Below are 19263 nucleotides of genomic sequence, written 5' to 3' on the forward strand. Positions count from 1 at the left end.
TGGGCCGGGCGGGGAACAGTGCGGCTTTGTGTGGTCTTTGTGTTCTGCAATCGCGGATTGCATCGGCGGCTCATCACATCGTCTATACAATAATATATTCATCTTCTTATATGGCCGAATGGTTGATGGGTTTTCGGCTGGGTAATGATTTGACGGGTTCGTCTGCGGCGGCATCGCTTCCTTCTTCCGCATGCATGGCGTGCAATATTGTCCACATTCATGTCGATGCCGACCGTGACGGGGTGATCGACGACCGCCCGGCCGGCGATATCTGGACCGGCGGCAAGACCGGGCGCGGCGCGATCATCAGCGTCAATAATGACAATGATGACGGCAAGGCCGGGGCCGTGGCGCGCGACAATACCGATAACAGCGACACCAAAATCAACAGCAGCGCCGATCTGCGCGATATCGCACCGCTGGACCTGCGCAAGATGTCGGACCTGCCGCTTGAGGGGGCGCGGGTCATTCTTTCGGTCCCGACCACGCCGCTGGATTATCGCGGCTATATCCGCATTTTCGATGGCCGCAGCGCCGGCTCGACCGAAATCATCGGCAGTGCGACCGGCTCTGAAAAGGCATTCACCGAGGCGGATTTCAAGGCCGGCCGGATCGAGCTGGGGATGGAGGCGCTGCGCTATCCGACGCGTGCGGTGGGCGACGGCACCGTGGATTTCGACGGCCGGATCCAGCTGATCCTGCGGGTCGAGGGGGCCGACGGCACCGTGATCCACCGCGAAACCGTGCCGGTGCGCGTGGCGCCCTGGATCGTCTTCAACCACACCGACATCACCGAAACGGTCTATGTTGCGGAAATCAACGAGGGATATCTCGATGACAATTCGCGCTTTATCGGCGAATTGCGCAAGGTGGTCGGCGGCAAGCTGCGGGTCATTCCGGCGGGCGAGGCCGACGGTGACCGCTGGGCGCAGGACGTCATGGAAATGGGGTTCAGCAACTGGCCGGGGGATCGGGACCTGACGACCGTGATTCGCACGCCCAGAACGCGGGGCGGCAGCGACCAGTTCGGCAAATATCCCGGCCGGGTGCTGCTGGGTCTGGATTTCGGCTATTACGAATCGAACGCGCTGGAACAGGGGTCGAGCCTCAATTCCTTTGGCAATCTGGAATGTTCCCCGCCGATCCCCGGCTATCCCTTTGGACGCGTCGTCTATGGCACGCCCGGCATGCGCGAGGCCGTTCGCTACGGCCATTCGCCGATGAAAAGCGGTATGCGCGCTCTGCTTGAGGGACAGGAACTGCAATCCCCGATCAAGCTTGATACCGGCTGGCTGATGGTTGGGCATGTCGATGAATTCATGAGCTTTATTCCCGATCCTTCGGGGACGCATGGCTTCAAGATCGCCTTTGCGAGCCCAAGGCTCGCGGTCAGCATCCTGCGGGAAAATCCGCGCGGGCTATTGTTTCAGGGCATCCTTGCGAATGATGGATCCACCAGTCCGATCGCGGAATATACCCGCATTCTGGGCGGCGATGTCCCCTATGACGAATATGGCTCGGCCGCGGTCATTCTTGGCAATGAAGGCTTTCTGACCTTGCAGAATGAAATTCAGGGCATTCTGAACAGCCAGAAAAATGCCCTGAAATCGGGGCTTTCGTTGAAAGACAGCGATTTCATCGATCTTCCGATCCTGTTTTACTGCCATGCTCCCGAAAGCCTTTCGGGCTGCATCGCGCTGACGCCGGGGTCGGTGAACATGCTGGTGGTGACGCATGCGCCCGGCGATATCGATCTGGTGATCCCGAAACCCTTTGGCCCGACCATCGGCGGCATCTGCATGTATGAAAAGGCGATCAAGGCGGCCTTTGCCCCCAACAGGGCGGTCACGCCGCATTTCGTCGATTGCTTCCTGACATACCATGTGTTGCAGGGTGAAATTCACTGTGGAACAAACAGCAAGCGCAAGCCGCCAAAGAAAAGCTGGTGGCACCATTCCGCATAGATATGGAACAGAAGGGGCGCGACCATGAATTTTCGATCTCTGGCGCGGCTGATCTGTCTGATCGGGGCGGTTCTGATATCCGCCACCGCCTGCGCCGACACCAAAAGGAGCGTTGATCCGATGATCGAAAAGCAAATTCAGGAACTGTCCTTGCTGACCGGGCCGGATTATGCCGCGCGGCGCAACGCCTTTCTGGATCAGGCGCCGCCGCTGCCCGATTATCCCCATGACCTGATGGCGCGGGGACCGGAATATCGCGCGCAATATCTGATCCTGCAAGGATGGCAACGCAACGCCGCCCTGCTTGGCGAGATCGGCAAAAGGGTCGATGCGGTGAATGCCCGCTTCATGGGCCGAAGTGCTGCGGGATTTTCCCCGCTCTGGAACGAGACGCGCTTTCTTTCGGCCAAGACATGGCGCCGCGACGGGCTGGCCTATGCCTGGGAGGATATTCTGAAATTCGCCGATGAGAAACCGGAATGGAAACTGCAAAACAGCCAGGAAATCCTGCGCGGTTTTCCCGATGCCGATTCCATCGAGCCGCTTTTGATCTATATCCACATGGAAAGGAACACCGCCCTGCGCAATGGCGGGGTGACGACGCTGGCCTCGATGCCCAAGGCCGCGTTGCAGGAACGTCTGGCGCTGGACAGCGATTTCTATCGCGTGATGCGCCCGGTTCTTCAGGAAGCATTGCGCAGGCAATAGCCATGGATCCGAAACCCTGCCTGACGGTCCAGTCATTCGAGGTCGCGCCGGTCCGGCGTGGTCCCGACCGGCCATTCTGGGACGCGACCTGGATCGCGCCGAAACTGCATGAGCTGTTGTTCGCGCCAAAGGCCGGGTCGCAGGACGGATCCCCGTCGCGGACCTATCTGATCGTGGACGCCACGCTGCGCACCCGCGCCACCGGGTTGTTCGATCTGGATGTGCTGCCGCTGCCGGTGCGCTGTCTGTTTCAGGGCGAGGCGCAACAGAATTTCGCCGCCAGCGCGCCCTATCTGGTCGATCTGACCCTGCCCGAGACGGGGCCGACATCCTTTCACAAGCGTTTCTTCGCCGAAGATTGGGAAAAGGGCACCGGGATCGTGCTGCGCAGCACCGCGCCCATGGACGCGATCTGGTCGCATTTCCGCAAATTCACCCTGATCGAGGGGGCGGCGGGGCGGTCGATGTTTTTCCGCTTTTGGGAAACCAACACGCTTTACGATTATTTCAGCGCCGTCGCGATGCTGCCCGAACGCGCGAGGGATCTGTTCTGCCTGCGCTCGGGCGAGCTGGTCGATCTGATCCTGGGGCATTCCGACATGATGTCGCGCAACTATCTGGTCCGCCCGGATCCCGAGGCGCTTTCCGGGATAGAGCCGTCGCGTGGCCGGCTGCGCCTGCACCCGGACGAGGAACGGGCGCTTTATCGCGGTGTCCTGCGCGGCCATGCCAAACAGATCGAGCGCCGGCTGCCCGCCCATCACGCCGATCTTGGCCCCGCCGAACGCGAGGCATTGGTGTTCGATTGCGTCTGCCGGATGCGCGATCGCGGCATCCTCCAACTGGATCAAATCGAAACCCAGGTCGAATGGGAATTGCGCACGGCCAAGGGCGGCCCCCGCGCAACAAGCTGATCCGAAACGAAAACCGGCGGAAGAGGCGGGAGTCGAACCCACCGAAGACGCAAGGCGCCCCCCTCCGGATTTGAAGTCCGGGCACCCCACCGGGGATGTTTCTCTTCCGCCGGCGACAGTATTGGCGGCTTCGCGGGAAGGCAATCGCTTTGCATGCCGCCGGGTCCGCGAACCGGCCCCGCGCGCATTCCCATGGCTTCAATCCCGGCCGGGGCTGTGGTTCAAATCCGCATTGGATGGGCAATATCGGGGCGGGAACCATGTCGAGGTTGCGTTGGATGATGTCGCGGATCGGGCGCACGCTTTGGGTCCGGGTCGTGCTTTATGCGGTTCTTGGGGTGCTGGCGGCGGGCGCGGCCTCGCTTGCGGGCTATTTGCCGATGGGGTTGCCGCTGGATATTTCGGTCGATGCGATCGACAGCCTGCTGTCGGTGCTGTCCTCCAGCATGCTGGCGGTGACGACCTTTTCCATCGGCTCGCTGATGACGGCTTACGGGTCGGCGACCTCGAACGGGACGCCGCGCGCGACGACCCTTCTGGCCGAGGATGCGGTGGTGCAATCGGCGCTGGCGACATTTGTCGGCTCGTTCCTGTTCAGCATCGTGGGCATGGTCGCATTGCGCATCAGCGCCTATGGCCCCGAGGGGCGGGCGCTGTTGTTTCTGGTGACGCTGGCGGTGATCGGGCTGGTGGTTCAGGCGCTTTTGCGCTGGATCGACCAGCTGACGCGGCTGGGCCGTGTCGGCGACACGCTGGAACGTATCGAAGAGGCCACGCATGAGGCGATGACCGTCTGGCTCGACCATCCCTCGATGGACGGGCGTCCGCGCCCGGATGCACCACCGCCGGGCCAGCCGGTTCCGGCAGGTCGGGTCGGCTATATCCAGCATGTCGATGTCGCCGCGCTTGACGGAATTGCCCGCAAGCAGGGGGTCGAGATCGATCTTTTGGTGCTGCCGGGCAGCTTTGTCTATGAGGACACGCCGCTTGCGCAATTGCGGGGGTCCGGTGCGCCGGCTGCGTTGCCGCAAGAGCTGGTTGACGAAATTCGTGCCGAAATCGCGCTGGATGCGGAACGCACCTATGATCAGGATCCGCGTTTCGGTCTGGTTACCATGTCCGAGGTGGCGCTGCGGGCGCTGTCGCCCGCCGTCAACGATCCCGGGACCGCCATCGACGTGATCGGACGTCAGACCCGGCTGCTGAGCTTTTGGGCGCGGGGCTGGGACAAGGCCTGCGCCGCAGCCCCCGAATATCCGCGCGTCACCGTGGCGCCGCTGTCCTTTGCCGATATGTATGACGACGCCTTCAACCAGATCGGCCGCGACGGCGCCGGACAGGTGGATGTCATGCTTCGGCTGATGAAGGCGCTGATCGCGCTGACCCGGACCGGCCCCGACGAGGCGCGTCAGGCCGCCCATCGACAGCTGCGTCTGGCCCATGCCCGCGCCATGCATGCCCTGGTGATCGAGGATGACAAGGCCCGCCTGAACGCGCTTTACGCGGGCGGCGTTCCGGCCTGATCCTGCGCAGCAGACAGCCCATGCAAATGGAACACCGCCCCCGGGGGACCGGGGGCGGCGTGACAGGCCTCGGACCTGTTATGAGCTGATCCACCGAAGGCTGGTGTGGCCCGAGGCCCGACCCCGTTATTCGGCCGCGAACTGGTTCATGGTGTTGGCATGGCCGCCCGCTTTCAGCGCGCGTTCGCCGCCGACCATTTCCTTGAACGTGTCGCCCAGATCCGAACCGACCTCGTGCTGGTGCTTGACCGCCGCGACGCCGCGCCGGATTTCCTCGCGCTGGACGGTTTTGACATAGGCCAGCATCTTCTGTTCGCCAAAATAGCCGCGCGACAGTTCGTCCATCGACTTGGCGGTCAGGTGGAAGGTGGGCAGCGTGATCAGGTTGTGGAACACACCGGCCCGCGCCGAGATGTCGGTCTGGAAGTTTTGCAGACGGGCATCCGCCTCGCGGCCCAGATCGGTATCGTCAAAATCGGGCTTCATCAGCTCGTTGCCTTCCGGGTAATCCGAGGCCGCGATCTTGCCTTCGGCGATCCACTGGTCGCGGACCTGTTTGCGCAGGTTCAGCGTCCAGTTGAAGCTGGGCGAGTTGTTATAGGTCAGCTTGGCGTTGGGGACGACCTTGCGGACCTCGTTCACCATGCTGGCGATCTCGTCGACATTCGGGGTGTCGGTTTCGATCCAGACCATATCGGCGCCGCCTTCGGTCAGGTTGGTGATGCAATCCTCGATCACGCGCTCGCGGCCGGTGTTTTCCTTGAACGGGAACAGGCCGTTGGGCAGGCGCGCCGGCTTGACGAACTGGCCGTTCTGGTAAAGCGCGACTTCGCCGTCACGGATCGGGTTGGCGTCGCTGATCGCTTCGGTCTTGAGCCATTTGATATAGCCCGAGGCAAGATCGCCGGGACGCTGGCTGACCGGGATCTTTTGGGTCAGGCCGGCGCCAAGGCTGTCGGTGCGGGCGACGATGACGCCATCGTCCACGCCCAGTTCCTCAAGCGCGAGGCGGCAGGCGCGCAGCTTTTCGATGAAGTCTTCGCGCGGCACGGTGACCTTGCCGTCCTGATGGCCGCATTGCTTGGCGTCCGAGACCTGGTTTTCGATTTGCAGAGCGCAGGCGCCGGCCTTGATCAACTCCTTGGCCAACAGATAGGTCGCGTGCTCGTTGCCGAAACCGGCATCGATATCGGCGATGATCGGCACGACATGGGTTTCGAAATTGTCGATCTTTTCGATGATCTTCGCGCGGTCGGCGTCGGTCTTGGCGGCTTTCAGTTCCTTGAACAGGTCGTTGATCGCGACCTCGTCGGCCTGACGCAGCGAGACATAGATTTCGTGGATCAGGTCGGCGACGGCGGTCTTTTCATGCATCGACTGGTCGGGCAGGTGGCCCCAGCGGTTGCGCAGGCCGGCGACCATCCAGCCCGACAGGTACACATAGGTGCCCTTGGCGGTGCCGCGCATGCGCTTGACGGCCTTGATCATCTGTTGGGCATGAAAGCCCGACCAGCAGCCCAGCGACTGGGTGAACTTGCTGGGATCGGCGTCATAGGCGGCCATGTCGGCGCGCATCACCGTCGCCATGTCGCGGGCGATGTCGAGATGCGTGTCATAGGTGTTCTGCATGCGCAGCTGAACGATGTCGTCGATGCCGACGCCGCCGGGCGCCTGCCCCGAGGGGTAACGCTTTTCGACCTCGGCGCGGTGCTGGGCATAGGTTTTGCGGTTGGCCATGGGAATTCCTTTCGTCGCATTCATATATGGGGGGCGGGCGCGCGGCCCGCCGCATGGGATAAGGATCAGTCCAGCGCGTTCAGCACGTCCTGGGCCGGCGTGGTGATGAAATCGGGCAGGGTCGGCGCGGTGACCGCCTCCTGGACGATGCGCGCGGCGGATGCGTAATGCCCGCGATGGAAACCGTTCGGGCCAAGCCGCGTCAGGATCGCCACGATCTCGTTCTGGATCAGCTCGCCCAGCCATTCGGCCGTGAACAGCCGCTCGCTGCCGTCATCCATGGTGACCGTTGCGCCGTGGCGCAGCCATTGCCACAGTTGCGCGCGGCTGATTTCGGCGGTGGCGGCATCCTCCATCATGTTGTGGATGGGAACCGCGCCGCGGCCTTGCAGCCAGTTGGCCAGATATTCGATCGCCACCTCGACATTGGTGCGCAGACCGGCCTCGGTGACCGAACCCTGATGCGGTTTCAACAGCATGGCGGGCACGATGCGCCATTCCTGACGCGGTTTGCGGATCTGGTTCGGGCCGGGCATTTCGGCGTCAAAGACTTCCTGCGCGACCGGGACCAGATCGGGATGCGCGACCCAGCAGCCGTCGAACCCCATGCCGACTTCGCGCTTTTTATCGGCGCGGACCTTGGCAAAGGCTTCCTCATTGGCGGCCGGATCATCCTTGACCGGGATCGCGGCCGACATGCCGCCCATGGCGTGGATGCCCCGGCGGTGACAGACCTTGACCACGCGCGCGGCATAGGTCGCAAGGAAGGCGTCCTCCATCACGACCTGCGAACGGTCGGGCAGGACATAGGCGTCATGGTTGCGCAAGGTTTTGATATAGCTGAAGATATAATCCCAGCGGCCGCAGTTCAGCCCGGCGATATGGTCGCGCAGTTCCCAGACGATTTCGTCCATCTCGAACGCGGCGGGCAGGGTTTCGATCAGCACGGTCGCCTTGATCGTGCCTTGCGCAAGCCCCATGCGTTCCTGGGCATAGACAAAGACCTCGTTCCAGAACCGCGCCTCGCCATGGGCCTCGATCTTGGGCAGGTAATAGAACGGACCCCGGCCCGTGGCGGCCAGCGCGCGGCCGTTGTGAAACAGCGACAGACCAAAGTCGAAAAGCGCCGCCGAAACCGGCTGTGCGCCGATCAGCACGTTGGATTCCTGCATGTGCAGCCCGCGCGGGCGCACGATCAACAGGGCCGGATTGGCGCCGACACGATAGGATTTGCCGCTGTTGGGGTCGTCATAATCCAGCGTGCCGTCGCGATAATCGATCAGGTTCTTTTGCCCGGCGATCAGATTGGCAAAGCTGGGCGCGGTCGCGTCCTCGAAATCGGCCATAAAGACCTTGGCGCCGGAATTCAGCGCGTTGATCATCATCTTGCGGTCGACGGGGCCGGTGATTTCGACGCGGCGATCCTCAAGCGCGTCGGGAATGTCGGCGGCGCGCCAGATGCCCTGACGGATTTCCTTGGTCTGGGGCAGGTAATCGGGCAATTCGCCGCGGTCGATGCGTTCCTGACGCCGGCCACGCGCAACCATCAGCGCGTGCAGCCGCAGGCCGAACCGGCCTTGCAGATCGGCGATAAAGGCCAGCGCCTCGGGGGTCAGGACGTGATCGGCGCCGGGAACGGCGCGCAGGACGATCGGTGGCAGGGCGGGGGGTGGGCGATCAAGTGCCATGGGTTCCTCCGGTGATTCAGCTCATAATGTCATGTTAGTAATGTAATGGACTTTGCATAGGCTCAGGCTGTAATGATCGGGTGTTGTGGTAAGGATTGTCACCGGCCACATGACAGGATTGTAAGGTTTGTAATATGACACCGCGCAACGAAAAGCTGATCATCGGCCAACGCCTTCGGGTGCTGCGGCAATCGCTGGGCCTGACCCAGGCACAGATGGCGGCCGAGCTTGGGGTTTCAGCGAGCTATGTCACGTTGATCGAATCCGACCAGCGCCCGGCCTCGGCCCGGTTCCTGATGAAACTGGCCGAAGTCTATGACCTGAACGTGTCGGAACTTGCGCCCTCGACCGATGCGCAGCTGGCGGCGGATTTCCACGCCGCGCTCAAGGAACCGGCGCTGGGGGCCGGCAGCCTGTCGCGCGCCGAGATCGAGGCGGTGATGCAGGCTTCGCCCCGGATCGCGGCGGCCTTCGTGCGCCTGCATGAACAGTATCGCGAGGCGATCCTGCGCCCACAGGCCGATGACAACCCCCTGACCGATCGCGACAAGGCCGAGGTGCTGGCCGAAAATTCCCGCCCCGTCGATCTGGTGCGCAACTGGTTTTACGCACAGCGCAATTACGTCGACGCGCTGGACCGCCCGGCCGAGGCGCTGGCCGAGGAACTGGCGCTGCATCGCCATGAACCCCATGTCGCGCTGTCGAACCGCCTGGCCTCGCACGGGATTATCGTGCGCATCCTGCCGGCCGAGGTGATGGGCGACCAGCTGCGCCGGTTCGATTTTCACCGCAAAGAGCTGATGCTGTCGGAACTCTTGGGTCAGGCCAGCCGCCGGTTTCAGATTGGCGTCCTTCTGGCGCGGCTGGAACAAGAGGCGACGATCGCCCAGCTGGTGCAGGATTCGGGCCTGAGCGATCCGCCGGCGGTGTCGCTGCTGCGGGTCAGTCTGGCGAATTATTTCGGGGCGGCGGTGCTGATGCCCTATGGCCGGTTTCTGGCCGCCTGCGAATCGGCGCGTTACGATGTCGAGCTGTTGGGCCACCGCTTCGGCGCCAGCTTCGAACAGACCGCGCATCGCATGTCGACGCTGCAACGCCCCGATGCCAAGGGCATCCCGTTCTATTTCGTGCGCGTCGATCAGGCCGGCAATATCTCGAAACGCTTTTCGGCCGGGCGGTTCCCGTTTTCGCGCTTTGGCGGCACATGTCCGCTATGGAATATCCACGCCGCGTTCGAGACGCCCGAACGGGTCCAGACCCAGGTCATCCGCATGCCCGAGGGCGCAAGCTATTTTTCCATCGTGCGCACCACCACGCGGGCGGGCGGCATGCATGGCGCACCGGCGCAGCGGCTGGCCATCGGGCTGGGCTGTGACGTGTCTTATGCGCCGCGCCTGATCTATGCCGACGGGATCGACCTGAACCGCACCCGTCCGGTGGATATCGGGCTGAACTGTTATCTGTGCGAACGCCCGGACTGTTCGGCCCGGGCACATGCGCCGATGAACCGCCGGCTCAAGGTGAACGAGCGCGAACGCAGCCTGGCGATTTTCAGTTTTGAGGAAGAGGAATAGCGACCGCCCCCGGCGCCGCATGAAAAAGGGGCCTTTCGGCCCCTTTTCGCATCGCTATTTCATACCCAGCAGATTGGGCAGGAACATCGTGATTTCAGGGATATAGGTGATCAGCATCAGGAAGGTCAGCGCCGTCAGGATCCAGGGCGTCGCCGCCTTGGTCACATCGGTCAGACCCAGCTTGGATATCGCCGAACCCACATAGAGGTTTAGCCCGACGGGCGGCGTACATAGCCCGATTTCCATGTTCACCACCATCATGATCCCGAAATGCACCGGATCGACGCCCAGCTTGACCGCGACCGGATACAGGATCGGCGCCATGATCAGCACGATGGCCGACGGCTCCATCACCATGCCGATGAACAGCAGCATCACGTTCACGACCAGCAGGAAGCCGATCTTGCCCAGCCCAAGGCCCACGATCCAGTCCGACAGCGTCTGCGGGATCTGTTCGCTGGTCAGGATAAAGGCGAACATGACCGCGTTGGTGATGATGTAAAGCAGCATCGCCGACATGGCCGCGGATGACAGCAGCACCTTGGGCACATCGCGCAGCTTGATGTCCTTATAGACCCAGACGGCGATGACAAAGGCATAGACGGCGCTGACGGCGGCGGCCTCGGTGGGCGTGAAGATGCCGCCATAGATGCCGCCCATGATGATGACGATCAGCATCAGGCCCCAGATCGATTCCCGGAACGCCGTCCAGCGTTCGGCCCATCCGGCACGTTCCATGCGCGGATAGTTGTTCTTGCGCGCGCGCCAATAGGTGGTGGCGCCCAGCATGGTCGCCAGCATCAGGCCGGGGATCACGCCCGCCATGAACATGGTGCCGATGGATGCCGACAGCACCGGCTCGCCATCGGGGCCGGTCACCACCATGCCCGAGGTCGCGACCGAATACATCACCATCACGATCGAGGGCGGGATCAGGATGCCAAGGCCGCCGGCCGTGGCGATGGAGCCCACGCCGAATTGCGGCGGATAGCCCTGTTTGACCATGGCCGGGATCAGGATCGAGCCCACCGCCATCACGGTCGCGGGCGAGCTGCCCGAGATCGCGGCGAACAGCGCACAGGCCATGACCGCGGCCATGCCCATGCCGCCATACCAATGCCCCACCATCGCCGTCGCGAAGCGGATCATCCGTCGCGCCACGCCGCCATGGGTCAGAAAGTTGCCGGCAAGGATAAAGAACGGGATCGCCATGATCTCGAATTTCTCGATGCCGGTGAACAGCTTGAGCGCGATGCTGTCCATCGGGATTTCGGTGAACCCGAACAGAAAGGTGAACACCGTCAGACCCAGCGCGATGGACACCGGCATCCCGGTCAGCAACAGCACCGCCAGGATCAGAAAGATGATAAGCGCGGTCATCCGTGGGCCCCCTTGGACAGGTCTTCTGCCTCTTCCTCGACACCCTCGACGGAACTGAGGTCATGATGGGCGATATAGCCGGTGGTCAGGTACCAATAGAGCGCCTGGATAAAGCGAAAGCACATCAGCGCCGAACCCAAAGGCACGGCCAGATAGACGATCCACATCTTGATTTCGAGGTCGGGCGAGGTCTGTCCGCCCAGCCAGACGTGATAGACGAAATCGGTGCCGATCCAGACCAGAATGGCGGTGAATATGATGCCGCCCGACATGGCGATGGCGGTGACGATGCGCTTGGCCGGATCCTTGAGACGTTCGACCAGCACATCGACGCCGACATGGATGCCGATGCGCACGCCGTAAGCGGCGCCGAACTTGGCCATCCAGACGAACAGATAGATACAGACCTCTTGCGCCCAGGTCAGCTTGATCGAATTGATCGCCTTGAACAGCGAACGCGCGCCCGATTGCAGCCAGGCGATGTCATGGCTGCGGCCGTATCCGACAAGATCGGCGGCAGCGCCCAGAGAAAAGCGGTGAACGACCGCAACGAAGATCAGGGTCACGGCCGCGGCCATGAGCAATGAGATCAGGATTTCTTCGAAGCGGTCGAGGATGCGCAACAGCATGGCAAACCTCGAAAATGGGGAAAGGGGGGGATGAGGGACGCGGCGACCGCGTCCCTCGATGTGACCTGCCCCGGGATCAGTTGGTTCCGATCGCCTGATAGGCTTCCTGGATCAGATCGGCGCCGATGCGATCCGCCATTTCCTCATGCACGGGCTTGAGGACTTCCAGCCATTCGGCGCGCTCTTCTTCGGTCATTTCGTGGAATTCGGTCGTGCCGGCATCCTTCATCGCCTGAAGCGACTTGTCGTTTTCTTCCTCGGCGATGCCGTTGGCATATTCGGTCGACTCGGCCATCGCCTTTTCCAGATTGGCGCGCACGTCGTCGGGCAGGCCGTCCCAGAACTGCTTGTTCACGATCACCGCATAGCCCAGATAGCCGTGGCGCGAGATGGTCGCGTGCTTCTGCACCTCGTTCATCTTTTGGGTATACATGTTCGAGGGCGGGTTTTCGGTGCCGTCGACGACGCCGGTTTGCAGCGCCTGATACACCTCGGAGAAGGCCATGACCTGCGGCACGGCGCCAAGCGCCTCCATCTGCGCCTCAAGGATCTTTGAGGACTGGATGCGCATTTTCAGGCCCAGGAAATCGTCGGGATGCACGACCGGGCTGTTGGCCGACATGATCTTGAAGCCGTTATCCCAATAGGCAAGGCCGGTGATGCCCTTTTCCTGCAACATGCCCAACAGCTTTTTGCCCAGCTCGCCCTCGGTGACCTTGCGCAGCTCGGTCCGGTCCTTGAACAGCATCGGCAGGTCGAACAGCTCGAACTGCTGCACGCCCAGCGGGCCGAATTTGGCCAGCGACGGCGCCAGCATCTGCACGGCGCCCAGTTGCAGCGCCTCAAGCTCTTCCTTGTCCTTGTAGAGCTGGCTGTTGGGATAGATCTCGACCTTGACCTTGCCCTCGGTATATTGCTCGGCCAGTTCCTTGAACTTTGCGGCGCCCTTGCCCTTTGGGGTATCGGGGGCGACGACGTGGCTGAACTTGATGGTGATGACGTCCTGTGCCAATGCGGGCAACGCGCTGGTGATGGCGATGATGGCGGCACCGGCCATGGATGCGAATGTGCGACGGGTCAGCATGGCTTCCTCTCCCATAATTATGTATTTTCTGCCCGCCCCTCCAGGCGGTCCATCGTTTCTTGTCACCGATCCGTGAGCGTGGCTATTGTGGATGTCCGCAATAGCCCCATCGACCGGTTGCGCGGACAGGCAACGGTGCACAAAGGGAAAAGCAGGTGAGAAAAGGCGGCAAGCCGGGTCAAAGGATCGCCCGGCCCGACAGGGCGGGGCCCGGGGGCGAACCCTGGCTGGCCGATGCGACCGGCCTGCCGCGGCGTGGCGGGCTGGATCTGTTGTCGCTGGTGCCGCTGTTTTCCATTCTGGCGCTGGTGGTGCTGGTGGCGCTGGTGATCTGGATCGCCAATCGCAGCGAAAGCGAACAGGCCCGGACCAAGCTTGCGACCGATGCGCTTTGGGTCGAACAGACGCTGCGCTTTCAGATGTCGGTCGATGAGGACATGCTGGTGCGGATGTCGCTGGACACGGCAAGCGGCATTCCCGAATCGGTGATCGATGCCCGCGCCCGCGCCCATATCGCCGCCAGCCCGGAATTTCTGTCGGTGGTCTGGTACGATGCTGAGGGGCGCCGTGCCCGCGCGGTGCCGGTGGCCGATGCGCCGGGCGACGACGTGCTGGTGGCGCGGCTGGCGCAAAGCGGGGCGCGCACGGCTCGGCCCAGTTACGGCGATATCGGCCCGGACGGGACCGTGGCCATGGGGTTGATGTTGCCGGGCGGGCGCGGTTTCGTCACCGCTTCGCTGTCCTTGCCGCTGCTTTTGAACCGGCATTTGCCCTGGTGGATCGCCGAGCAATATGGCGTCCGCATTCTGGAAAGCGGCGGCCATGAGATCGCCGCCCGCCAGCGGCTTGAACCCGCCGCCGGCAGCCCGTCCCATGCCATCAGCTTCGATCCGCCGCTGCGCGGGGTGGCGGTGCAGATCAAATCCTATCAGGCGCGGACCTCGTTCCGGTCGAACCTGCTTTTGGCGGTGATCGCGGGGCTGGCGGTGTTCGGGATCCTGTCGCTGCTGATCCTGTTTCGCAGCGCCCGGCGGCGGCGCATGGCCGAGCTGCGGCTGCTCAGCGAGACCGCCTTTCGCCGCGCGATGGAGGAAAGCCTGACCGTGGGTCTGCGCGCGCGCGATCATTCGGGCCGCATCCTTTACGTCAATTCCGCCTTTTGCAATCTGGTCGGCTGGGGCGCGGCCGAGCTGGTCGGAAAGATGCCGCCCATGCCCTATTGGGATCCCGCCCGGCTGGATGAAACCGAGGCCCGCCACCGCGCGCTGGCGGAAAGCGGGCCGACCGTGCGCAGCTTTGAAACCCGGTTTCGCCACCGCGACGGGCGTGAAATCGACGTTCAGGTCTATGACGCGCCGCTGATCGACGCGACCGGCACGCATCGCGGCTGGATGGGGTCGGTGATCGACATCACCGAACAGAAACGCGCCGCCCGGCTGGCGCGGGCGCAGGATGAAACCATGGCGCGGACCGGCCGGCTGGTGACGCTGGGCGAAATGGCCTCGACCCTTGCGCATGAGCTGAACCAGCCGCTTGCGGCCATCGCCTCATACGCGGCGGGGATGCAGAACCTGATCGAACGCGGCAATCCCGATCCGGCGCTGTTGGGGGCGGCGAACCAGAAACTGGCGCGTCAGGCCGGGCGCGCGGGCCAGATCATCCGCCGCATTCAGGATCTGGTGAAAAAGCGCGAGCCGCGCTTTTCGCCGACCGCGCTGGATGAGGTGATCGCCGAGACCGTCGATTTCCTTCAGGCCGATGCCCGTGAACATCGGGTGCGGCTGATCGTGCGCACGACCCGCGTGCCCCCGGTTCAGGCCGACCGCATCCTGTTGGAACAGGTGCTGATCAACCTGATCCGCAATGGCATGGAGGCGATGGCCGAAAGCCGCAGCGGCGACCGGCTTGAGGTGCGGCTGAGCGCCGCCGACGGCCATGCGGTGATCGTGGTGGCCGATAGTGGCGCGGGCATCGCGCCGGAACTTGACGGGCGGCTCTTTGATGCATTCGCCACCACCAAGCCGCAGGGCATGGGCATGGGGTTGAAAATCTGTCGCTCGCTGGTCGAATTGCATGGCGGCCATCTGACCCATGCGCCGCGTCCGGGGGGCGGCACGGTGTTCCGTATCCAGCTGCCGCTGGATGACAGCGACGAAAAGGGGCGGACATGGGCGGCATAGAGGGCAATATCGCGGGCGGCATGATCCATATCGTCGATGACGAAGAGGCGATCCGTGACGCGCTGTGTTTCCTGTTCACCTCGCGCGGGGTGGATTCGCGGGGCTGGCCTTCGGGGGCGGCGTTTCTGGCGGCGCAGCCGCTGGCCGATTGCGCCTGCATCATTCTGGATGTGCGCATGCCGGACCTGTCCGGTCCCGAAACGTTCCAGCGCCTGCGCGCGCTTGGCAATACCGCGCCGGTGATCTTTCTGACCGGTCACGCCGATGTGCCGGTCGCGGTCCAGGCGCTCAAGGCCGGGGCCTATGACTTTCTGGAAAAACCCTTCAACGACAACCAGATCGTCGATCTGGCGCTGTCGGCGATCCAGACCCATCACGCCGCCGAGGCCGAGGCCGCCAGCCGGCGCGATCTGGCCGCGCGCCGCGCCACCCTGTCGGCGCGCGAGGATGAGGTGATGGCCCTGATGTTGACCGGTGCGATGAACAAACAGATCGCGGCGGCGATGGCCATTTCGATCCGCACGGTCGAGGTGCATCGCGGTCGGGTGCTGTCCAAGATGGGGGTCAGGAACGCGGTCGAACTGGCGGCGATGCTGGCCGCGGATGAAGGCGCGCCGCCCGCTGCGGATTGACCCGACCTAAAAGCGAAAGCCATCCATCGGAAAGCCCTGATGAAACGCGGCGGGCAGGGTGACGGAATTCAGCCGTTCAAGCCGGGGCAGGCGGCCCAGAATGCGCACCCGGCCCATTTCGGCGATGATGCTTTGGGTTTCGGCGGCCTCATCCCCGATCAGCGCGACCCCCAGCACCGGCACCCCCCGGTCGCGCAGCGCGGCCAGCGACAGAAGCGTGTGGTTGATCGTGCCAAGCCCCGTGCGCGCGCACAGGATCACCGGCAGATGCCAACGCGCGAACAGGTCCAGATAGGTTCGCCGCCGGTTCAGCGGCACCATGACCCCGCCTGCACCCTCGATCACAAGGGGACGGGGCACCACTGGCGGGTTCAGCGTTTCGGCATTGATTTCGACCCCCTCCAGCGCGGCGGCGTGATGGGGCGAAAGCGGCCGGCGCAGCACCCATTTTTCCGCCAGAATGCGTTCCGTCGGCAGGCCGGACAGCCGCGCGATGGCCTGGCTGTCGGTGCCGCCCTGAATCCCCGCCTGCACGGGTTTCCAGTAGCATCCGTCCAGCGCGCGGGCCAGGCCGGCGGCAAAGACCGTCTTGCCGACCCCGGTATCGGTCCCGGTGACGACGACGGCACGCTTGACAATGGCATGTGTCATATATGCGCCCTATTTTGTGGCCAACATATCGGCCGGGGCGGCCCTGTCGCGGATCCCCGCGCCAGCCGCGTGCCCGCCGGGCCATAAGCTGCGCCATTCCTATCATGTTCCGAATATGCAGTCGTTAACGGCCGGACGACAAAAAGATAGAATTTGCAATAGTTTGGGTGCTCATCGCCGGCGCCCCACCGACCGGATTCCGCGATCACGGCGGGCCTTTCGCGGATGTGCATCCGTGGCGGATGCCCGGTGCGGCGCGGCCTGTCCGGTGGGTTATAGATAATTCAGCCGATGATGCTGAACGCCTCGCGCTGGGACTGCCCCGGAACCGAGACCGAGCGCCGCCCGATCCATTGCACATGCCGCGCCAGCGTGGCGCAGGCGGTTTCGGTATCGCCCTTGCGCAGCGCCGCCAGAATGGCGCGGTGATCGTGATCGGTCCGCGCCTCCCATGTGGATTGCCAGGCGACGAACAGGAAACGGGCGCTGGCGGCATGCAGGTCGTCGATGGTGGCCAAAAGACGCGGCATCGCGCAGGGTTCCAGAATCAGCCGGTGAAAGCGGCTGTTCGCCGCCTCCCATTCATGGACGTCGCGGGAATTGTCGCCGGCCTTTGTCGCCTCTTCGGCGGCGGCAAGGATGGCGGGGGTCATATGCGGCGCGGCATGGCGCAGGGCCAGCTCTTCGAGCGCGGCGCGCATGGCGGCGACCTCTTTGACCTCGGACAGGTCGAATCCGGCCACGCGCACACCCTTGCGCGGCTCGCTTACGGCAAGGCCCTGGGCCTCGAGCCGGCGAAAGGCTTCGCGCACGGGCACATGGCTTGCGCCGAATTCCCCGGCGATATGATCCTGGCGCAGGCGCGTGCCGGGGGCCAGCTGGCCGGCGACGATGCGTTCGGCGAGAATGCGGCTGATGCGTGCGGCGACAGTTTCGGCGGGGCTTGTGCTCATGTATTATAGATAATCCGGTGCAAAATTATTGTCGATGCGCCGCCGCGTCCGAATGGCCGCGGATTGCAAATAATATATGACGCTTTGGTTAAGCAGCGGTTGATTTGTGCGCCAAAGCCGCCTACCCACGCCGCGCGGCCGCAATGAGGGAAACATGGCGCAAAACGACCTTGAAACCCGCCATCTTGAGACGCTGGACCGCGATCTCGGACGGTTTTCGTATCTTGAGAATGCGGCAAGCTATGTCTCGCGGCCGCTTGTCGGACCGGGCATCGCCTTTGTGTTCATCATGCTGGCCGGGCTGGTGGCCGCGATGTCGCTGGGCCAAAGCGGCAATACGCTGATCATCATGATCGCGGCGGCCTTTGGCGCCTATATGGCGCTGAATATCGGCGCCAATGACGTTGCCAACAATATGGGCCCGGCGGTGGGGGCGAACGCGCTGACCATGGGGGGTGCGATTGTCATCGCGGCCATCTTTGAAAGCGTGGGCGCGCTGGTGGCGGGCGGCGATGTGGTTTCGACCATCTCAAAGGGGATCATCGCGCCCGACCGGATCGGCAATGCCGATGTCTTCATTCAGGCGATGATGGCGGCTTTGCTGGCCTCGGCGCTGTGGGTCAATCTGGCGACCTGGATCGGGGCGCCGGTCTCGACCACGCATTCGGTCGTGGGCGGTGTCATGGGCGCGGGGATCGCGGCCGCCGGTTTCGGCGCCGTCAACTGGGGCATGATGGGCGCCATCGCCGCAAGCTGGGTGATCTCGCCCCTGTTGGGGGGATTCTGCGCGGCGGGATTTTTGTGGTTCATCAAGGCCCGCATCATCTATCAGGACGACAAGATCGCGGCGGCGCGCAAATGGGTGCCGGTGCTGGTCGGCATCATGGCCGGGGCCTTTGCCGCCTATCTGGCGCTCAAGGGGCTCAAGAATCTGGTCAAGATCTCGATGGGGACGGCGGTTGTGCTGGGTCTGGTCATCGGGGTCGTGACCTGGCTTGCGATGATCCCGGTCATTCGCCGGCAATCGCAGGGGCTGGATAACCGCAACAAGTCGCTGAAAGTGCTGTTCGGGATTCCGCTGGTCGTGTCGGCGGCGCTGTTGAGTTTCGCCCATGGCGCCAATGACGTCGCCAATGCGGTCGGCCCGCTGGCGGCCATCGTGCAGGCCAGCCAGACCGGCGATTTCACCCATGACGTCAATATCCCGCTTTGGGTGATGCTGATCGGGGCCTTTGGCATCAGCTTCGGCCTGTTCCTGTTCGGCCCCAAGCTGATCCGCATGGTCGGCAGCCAGATCACCAAGCTGAACCCGATGCGCGCCTATTGCGTGGCGCTTGCGGCGGCGCTGACGGTGATCGTGGCCAGCTGGCTTGGCCTTCCGGTCAGCTCGACCCATATCGCGGTGGGCGCGATCTTTGGCGTCGGCTTTTTCCGCGAATGGGATGCCGAACGCCGCCTGCGCCTGGCGCAGGCCGAGGCCGACCGTCCGCTTTTGCCGCCCGATGAGCGTCGCCGCCGCAAGCTGGTGCGCCGCGCGCATGTGATGACCATCGCCACCGCCTGGGTCGTGACCGTGCCCGCCGCGGCGGCGCTGTCGGCGGTGATCTTTCTGGGGGTGCGGCTGGTGGTCGGCTAGGCCGACCCCG

The 19263-nt window shown here is 63.5% G+C and carries 15 protein-coding genes and 1 tRNA gene; 8 read left to right on the forward strand and 8 right to left on the reverse strand.

Going from position 1 to position 19263, the window contains the following annotated elements; genetic code table 11:
* Positions 1-194 precede the first annotated feature (194 nt).
* The 3 genes from ACFOMH_RS14635 to ACFOMH_RS14645 are packed head-to-tail and all read left to right on the forward strand — an operon-like array spanning position 195 to position 3586.
* Positions 195-1964, forward strand: coding sequence for a protein-arginine deiminase family protein (locus ACFOMH_RS14635; protein ID WP_374427875.1), 1770 nt, complete (start codon positions 195-197; stop codon positions 1962-1964).
* Positions 1965-1988: 24 nt separating this feature from the next.
* Positions 1989-2672 carry a hypothetical protein gene (locus tag ACFOMH_RS14640; protein WP_377745369.1) on the forward strand — a complete coding sequence of 228 codons (684 nt, stop codon included), beginning with the start codon at positions 1989-1991 and terminating at the stop codon, positions 2670-2672.
* A gap of 2 nt (positions 2673-2674) precedes the next feature.
* Positions 2675-3586, forward strand: coding sequence for a DUF4123 domain-containing protein (locus ACFOMH_RS14645; protein ID WP_377745370.1), 912 nt, complete (start codon positions 2675-2677; stop codon positions 3584-3586).
* A 17-nt stretch (positions 3587-3603) separates the two neighbouring features.
* Here the strand turns inward: ACFOMH_RS14645 and ACFOMH_RS14650 are convergent.
* A tRNA-Sec gene (locus ACFOMH_RS14650) sits at positions 3604-3694 on the reverse strand.
* 152 nt (positions 3695-3846) lie between these two features.
* On the opposite strand from ACFOMH_RS14650, the gene ACFOMH_RS14655 reads away from it, so the two are divergent.
* Positions 3847-5109: a DUF2254 domain-containing protein gene (locus tag ACFOMH_RS14655; RefSeq protein WP_377745372.1), complete on the forward strand. Its 1263-nt coding sequence runs from the start codon at positions 3847-3849 to the stop codon at positions 5107-5109.
* A 126-nt stretch (positions 5110-5235) separates the two neighbouring features.
* On the opposite strand, the gene ACFOMH_RS14660 is transcribed toward ACFOMH_RS14655, so the two are convergent.
* Positions 5236-6846: an isocitrate lyase gene (locus ACFOMH_RS14660; RefSeq protein WP_377745374.1), complete on the reverse strand. Its 1611-nt coding sequence runs from the start codon at positions 6844-6846 to the stop codon at positions 5236-5238.
* A gap of 65 nt (positions 6847-6911) precedes the next feature.
* Positions 6912-8534, reverse strand: coding sequence for a malate synthase A (aceB, locus tag ACFOMH_RS14665; protein WP_377745377.1), 1623 nt, complete (start codon positions 8532-8534; stop codon positions 6912-6914).
* Between the two features lie 134 nt (positions 8535-8668).
* Between aceB and ACFOMH_RS14670 the strand changes: the two genes are divergently transcribed.
* On the forward strand, positions 8669-10108 hold the full coding sequence (locus ACFOMH_RS14670; RefSeq protein WP_377745379.1) for a short-chain fatty acyl-CoA regulator family protein: 1440 nt from the start codon (positions 8669-8671) through the stop codon (positions 10106-10108).
* Positions 10109-10162: 54 nt separating this feature from the next.
* Here the strand turns inward: ACFOMH_RS14670 and ACFOMH_RS14675 are convergent, their stop codons facing one another.
* The 3 genes from ACFOMH_RS14675 to ACFOMH_RS14685 form a co-directional block, all read right to left on the reverse strand.
* Positions 10163-11488, reverse strand: coding sequence for a TRAP transporter large permease (locus ACFOMH_RS14675; protein ID WP_374427859.1), 1326 nt, complete (start codon positions 11486-11488; stop codon positions 10163-10165).
* On the reverse strand, positions 11485-12117 hold the full coding sequence (locus ACFOMH_RS14680; RefSeq protein ID WP_374427858.1) for a TRAP transporter small permease: 633 nt from the start codon (positions 12115-12117) through the stop codon (positions 11485-11487). Before ACFOMH_RS14680 ends, ACFOMH_RS14675 begins: the two co-directional genes overlap by 4 nt.
* 76 nt (positions 12118-12193) lie before the next feature.
* Positions 12194-13201, reverse strand: a complete 1008-nt coding sequence (locus ACFOMH_RS14685; RefSeq protein WP_374427855.1) for a TRAP transporter substrate-binding protein — start codon at positions 13199-13201, stop codon at positions 12194-12196.
* Between the two features lie 155 nt (positions 13202-13356).
* Between ACFOMH_RS14685 and ACFOMH_RS14690 the strand changes: the two genes are divergently transcribed.
* Together ACFOMH_RS14690 and ACFOMH_RS14695 are read left to right on the forward strand one after the other, a co-directional pair.
* Entirely contained in the window at positions 13357-15381 is a 2025-nt protein-coding gene (locus ACFOMH_RS14690; RefSeq protein WP_377745382.1) for a sensor histidine kinase, read from the forward strand.
* The gene (locus ACFOMH_RS14695; RefSeq protein WP_374427851.1) at positions 15369-16013 is read left to right on the forward strand and encodes a response regulator transcription factor; all 645 of its coding nucleotides are present in this window, start codon (positions 15369-15371) and stop codon (positions 16011-16013) included. The genes ACFOMH_RS14690 and ACFOMH_RS14695 overlap by 13 nt, the downstream gene beginning before the upstream one ends.
* A gap of 6 nt (positions 16014-16019) precedes the next feature.
* Here ACFOMH_RS14695 and bioD read toward each other — a convergent pair whose 3' ends face one another.
* On the reverse strand, positions 16020-16664 hold the full coding sequence (gene bioD / locus ACFOMH_RS14700; RefSeq protein ID WP_377745385.1) for a dethiobiotin synthase: 645 nt from the start codon (positions 16662-16664) through the stop codon (positions 16020-16022).
* Between the two features lie 284 nt (positions 16665-16948).
* Entirely contained in the window at positions 16949-17617 is a 669-nt protein-coding gene (locus tag ACFOMH_RS14705; RefSeq protein ID WP_374427846.1) for a GntR family transcriptional regulator, read from the reverse strand.
* Positions 17618-17771: 154 nt separating this feature from the next.
* On the opposite strand from ACFOMH_RS14705, the gene ACFOMH_RS14710 reads away from it, so the two are divergent.
* Positions 17772-19253 carry an inorganic phosphate transporter gene (locus ACFOMH_RS14710; RefSeq protein WP_377745387.1) on the forward strand — a complete coding sequence of 494 codons (1482 nt, stop codon included), beginning with the start codon at positions 17772-17774 and terminating at the stop codon, positions 19251-19253.
* Positions 19254-19263: the final 10 nt, after the last annotated feature.

The organism is Paracoccus mangrovi (genome assembly GCF_042648425.1).
GTDB lineage: Bacteria > Pseudomonadota > Alphaproteobacteria > Rhodobacterales > Rhodobacteraceae > Paracoccus > Paracoccus mangrovi.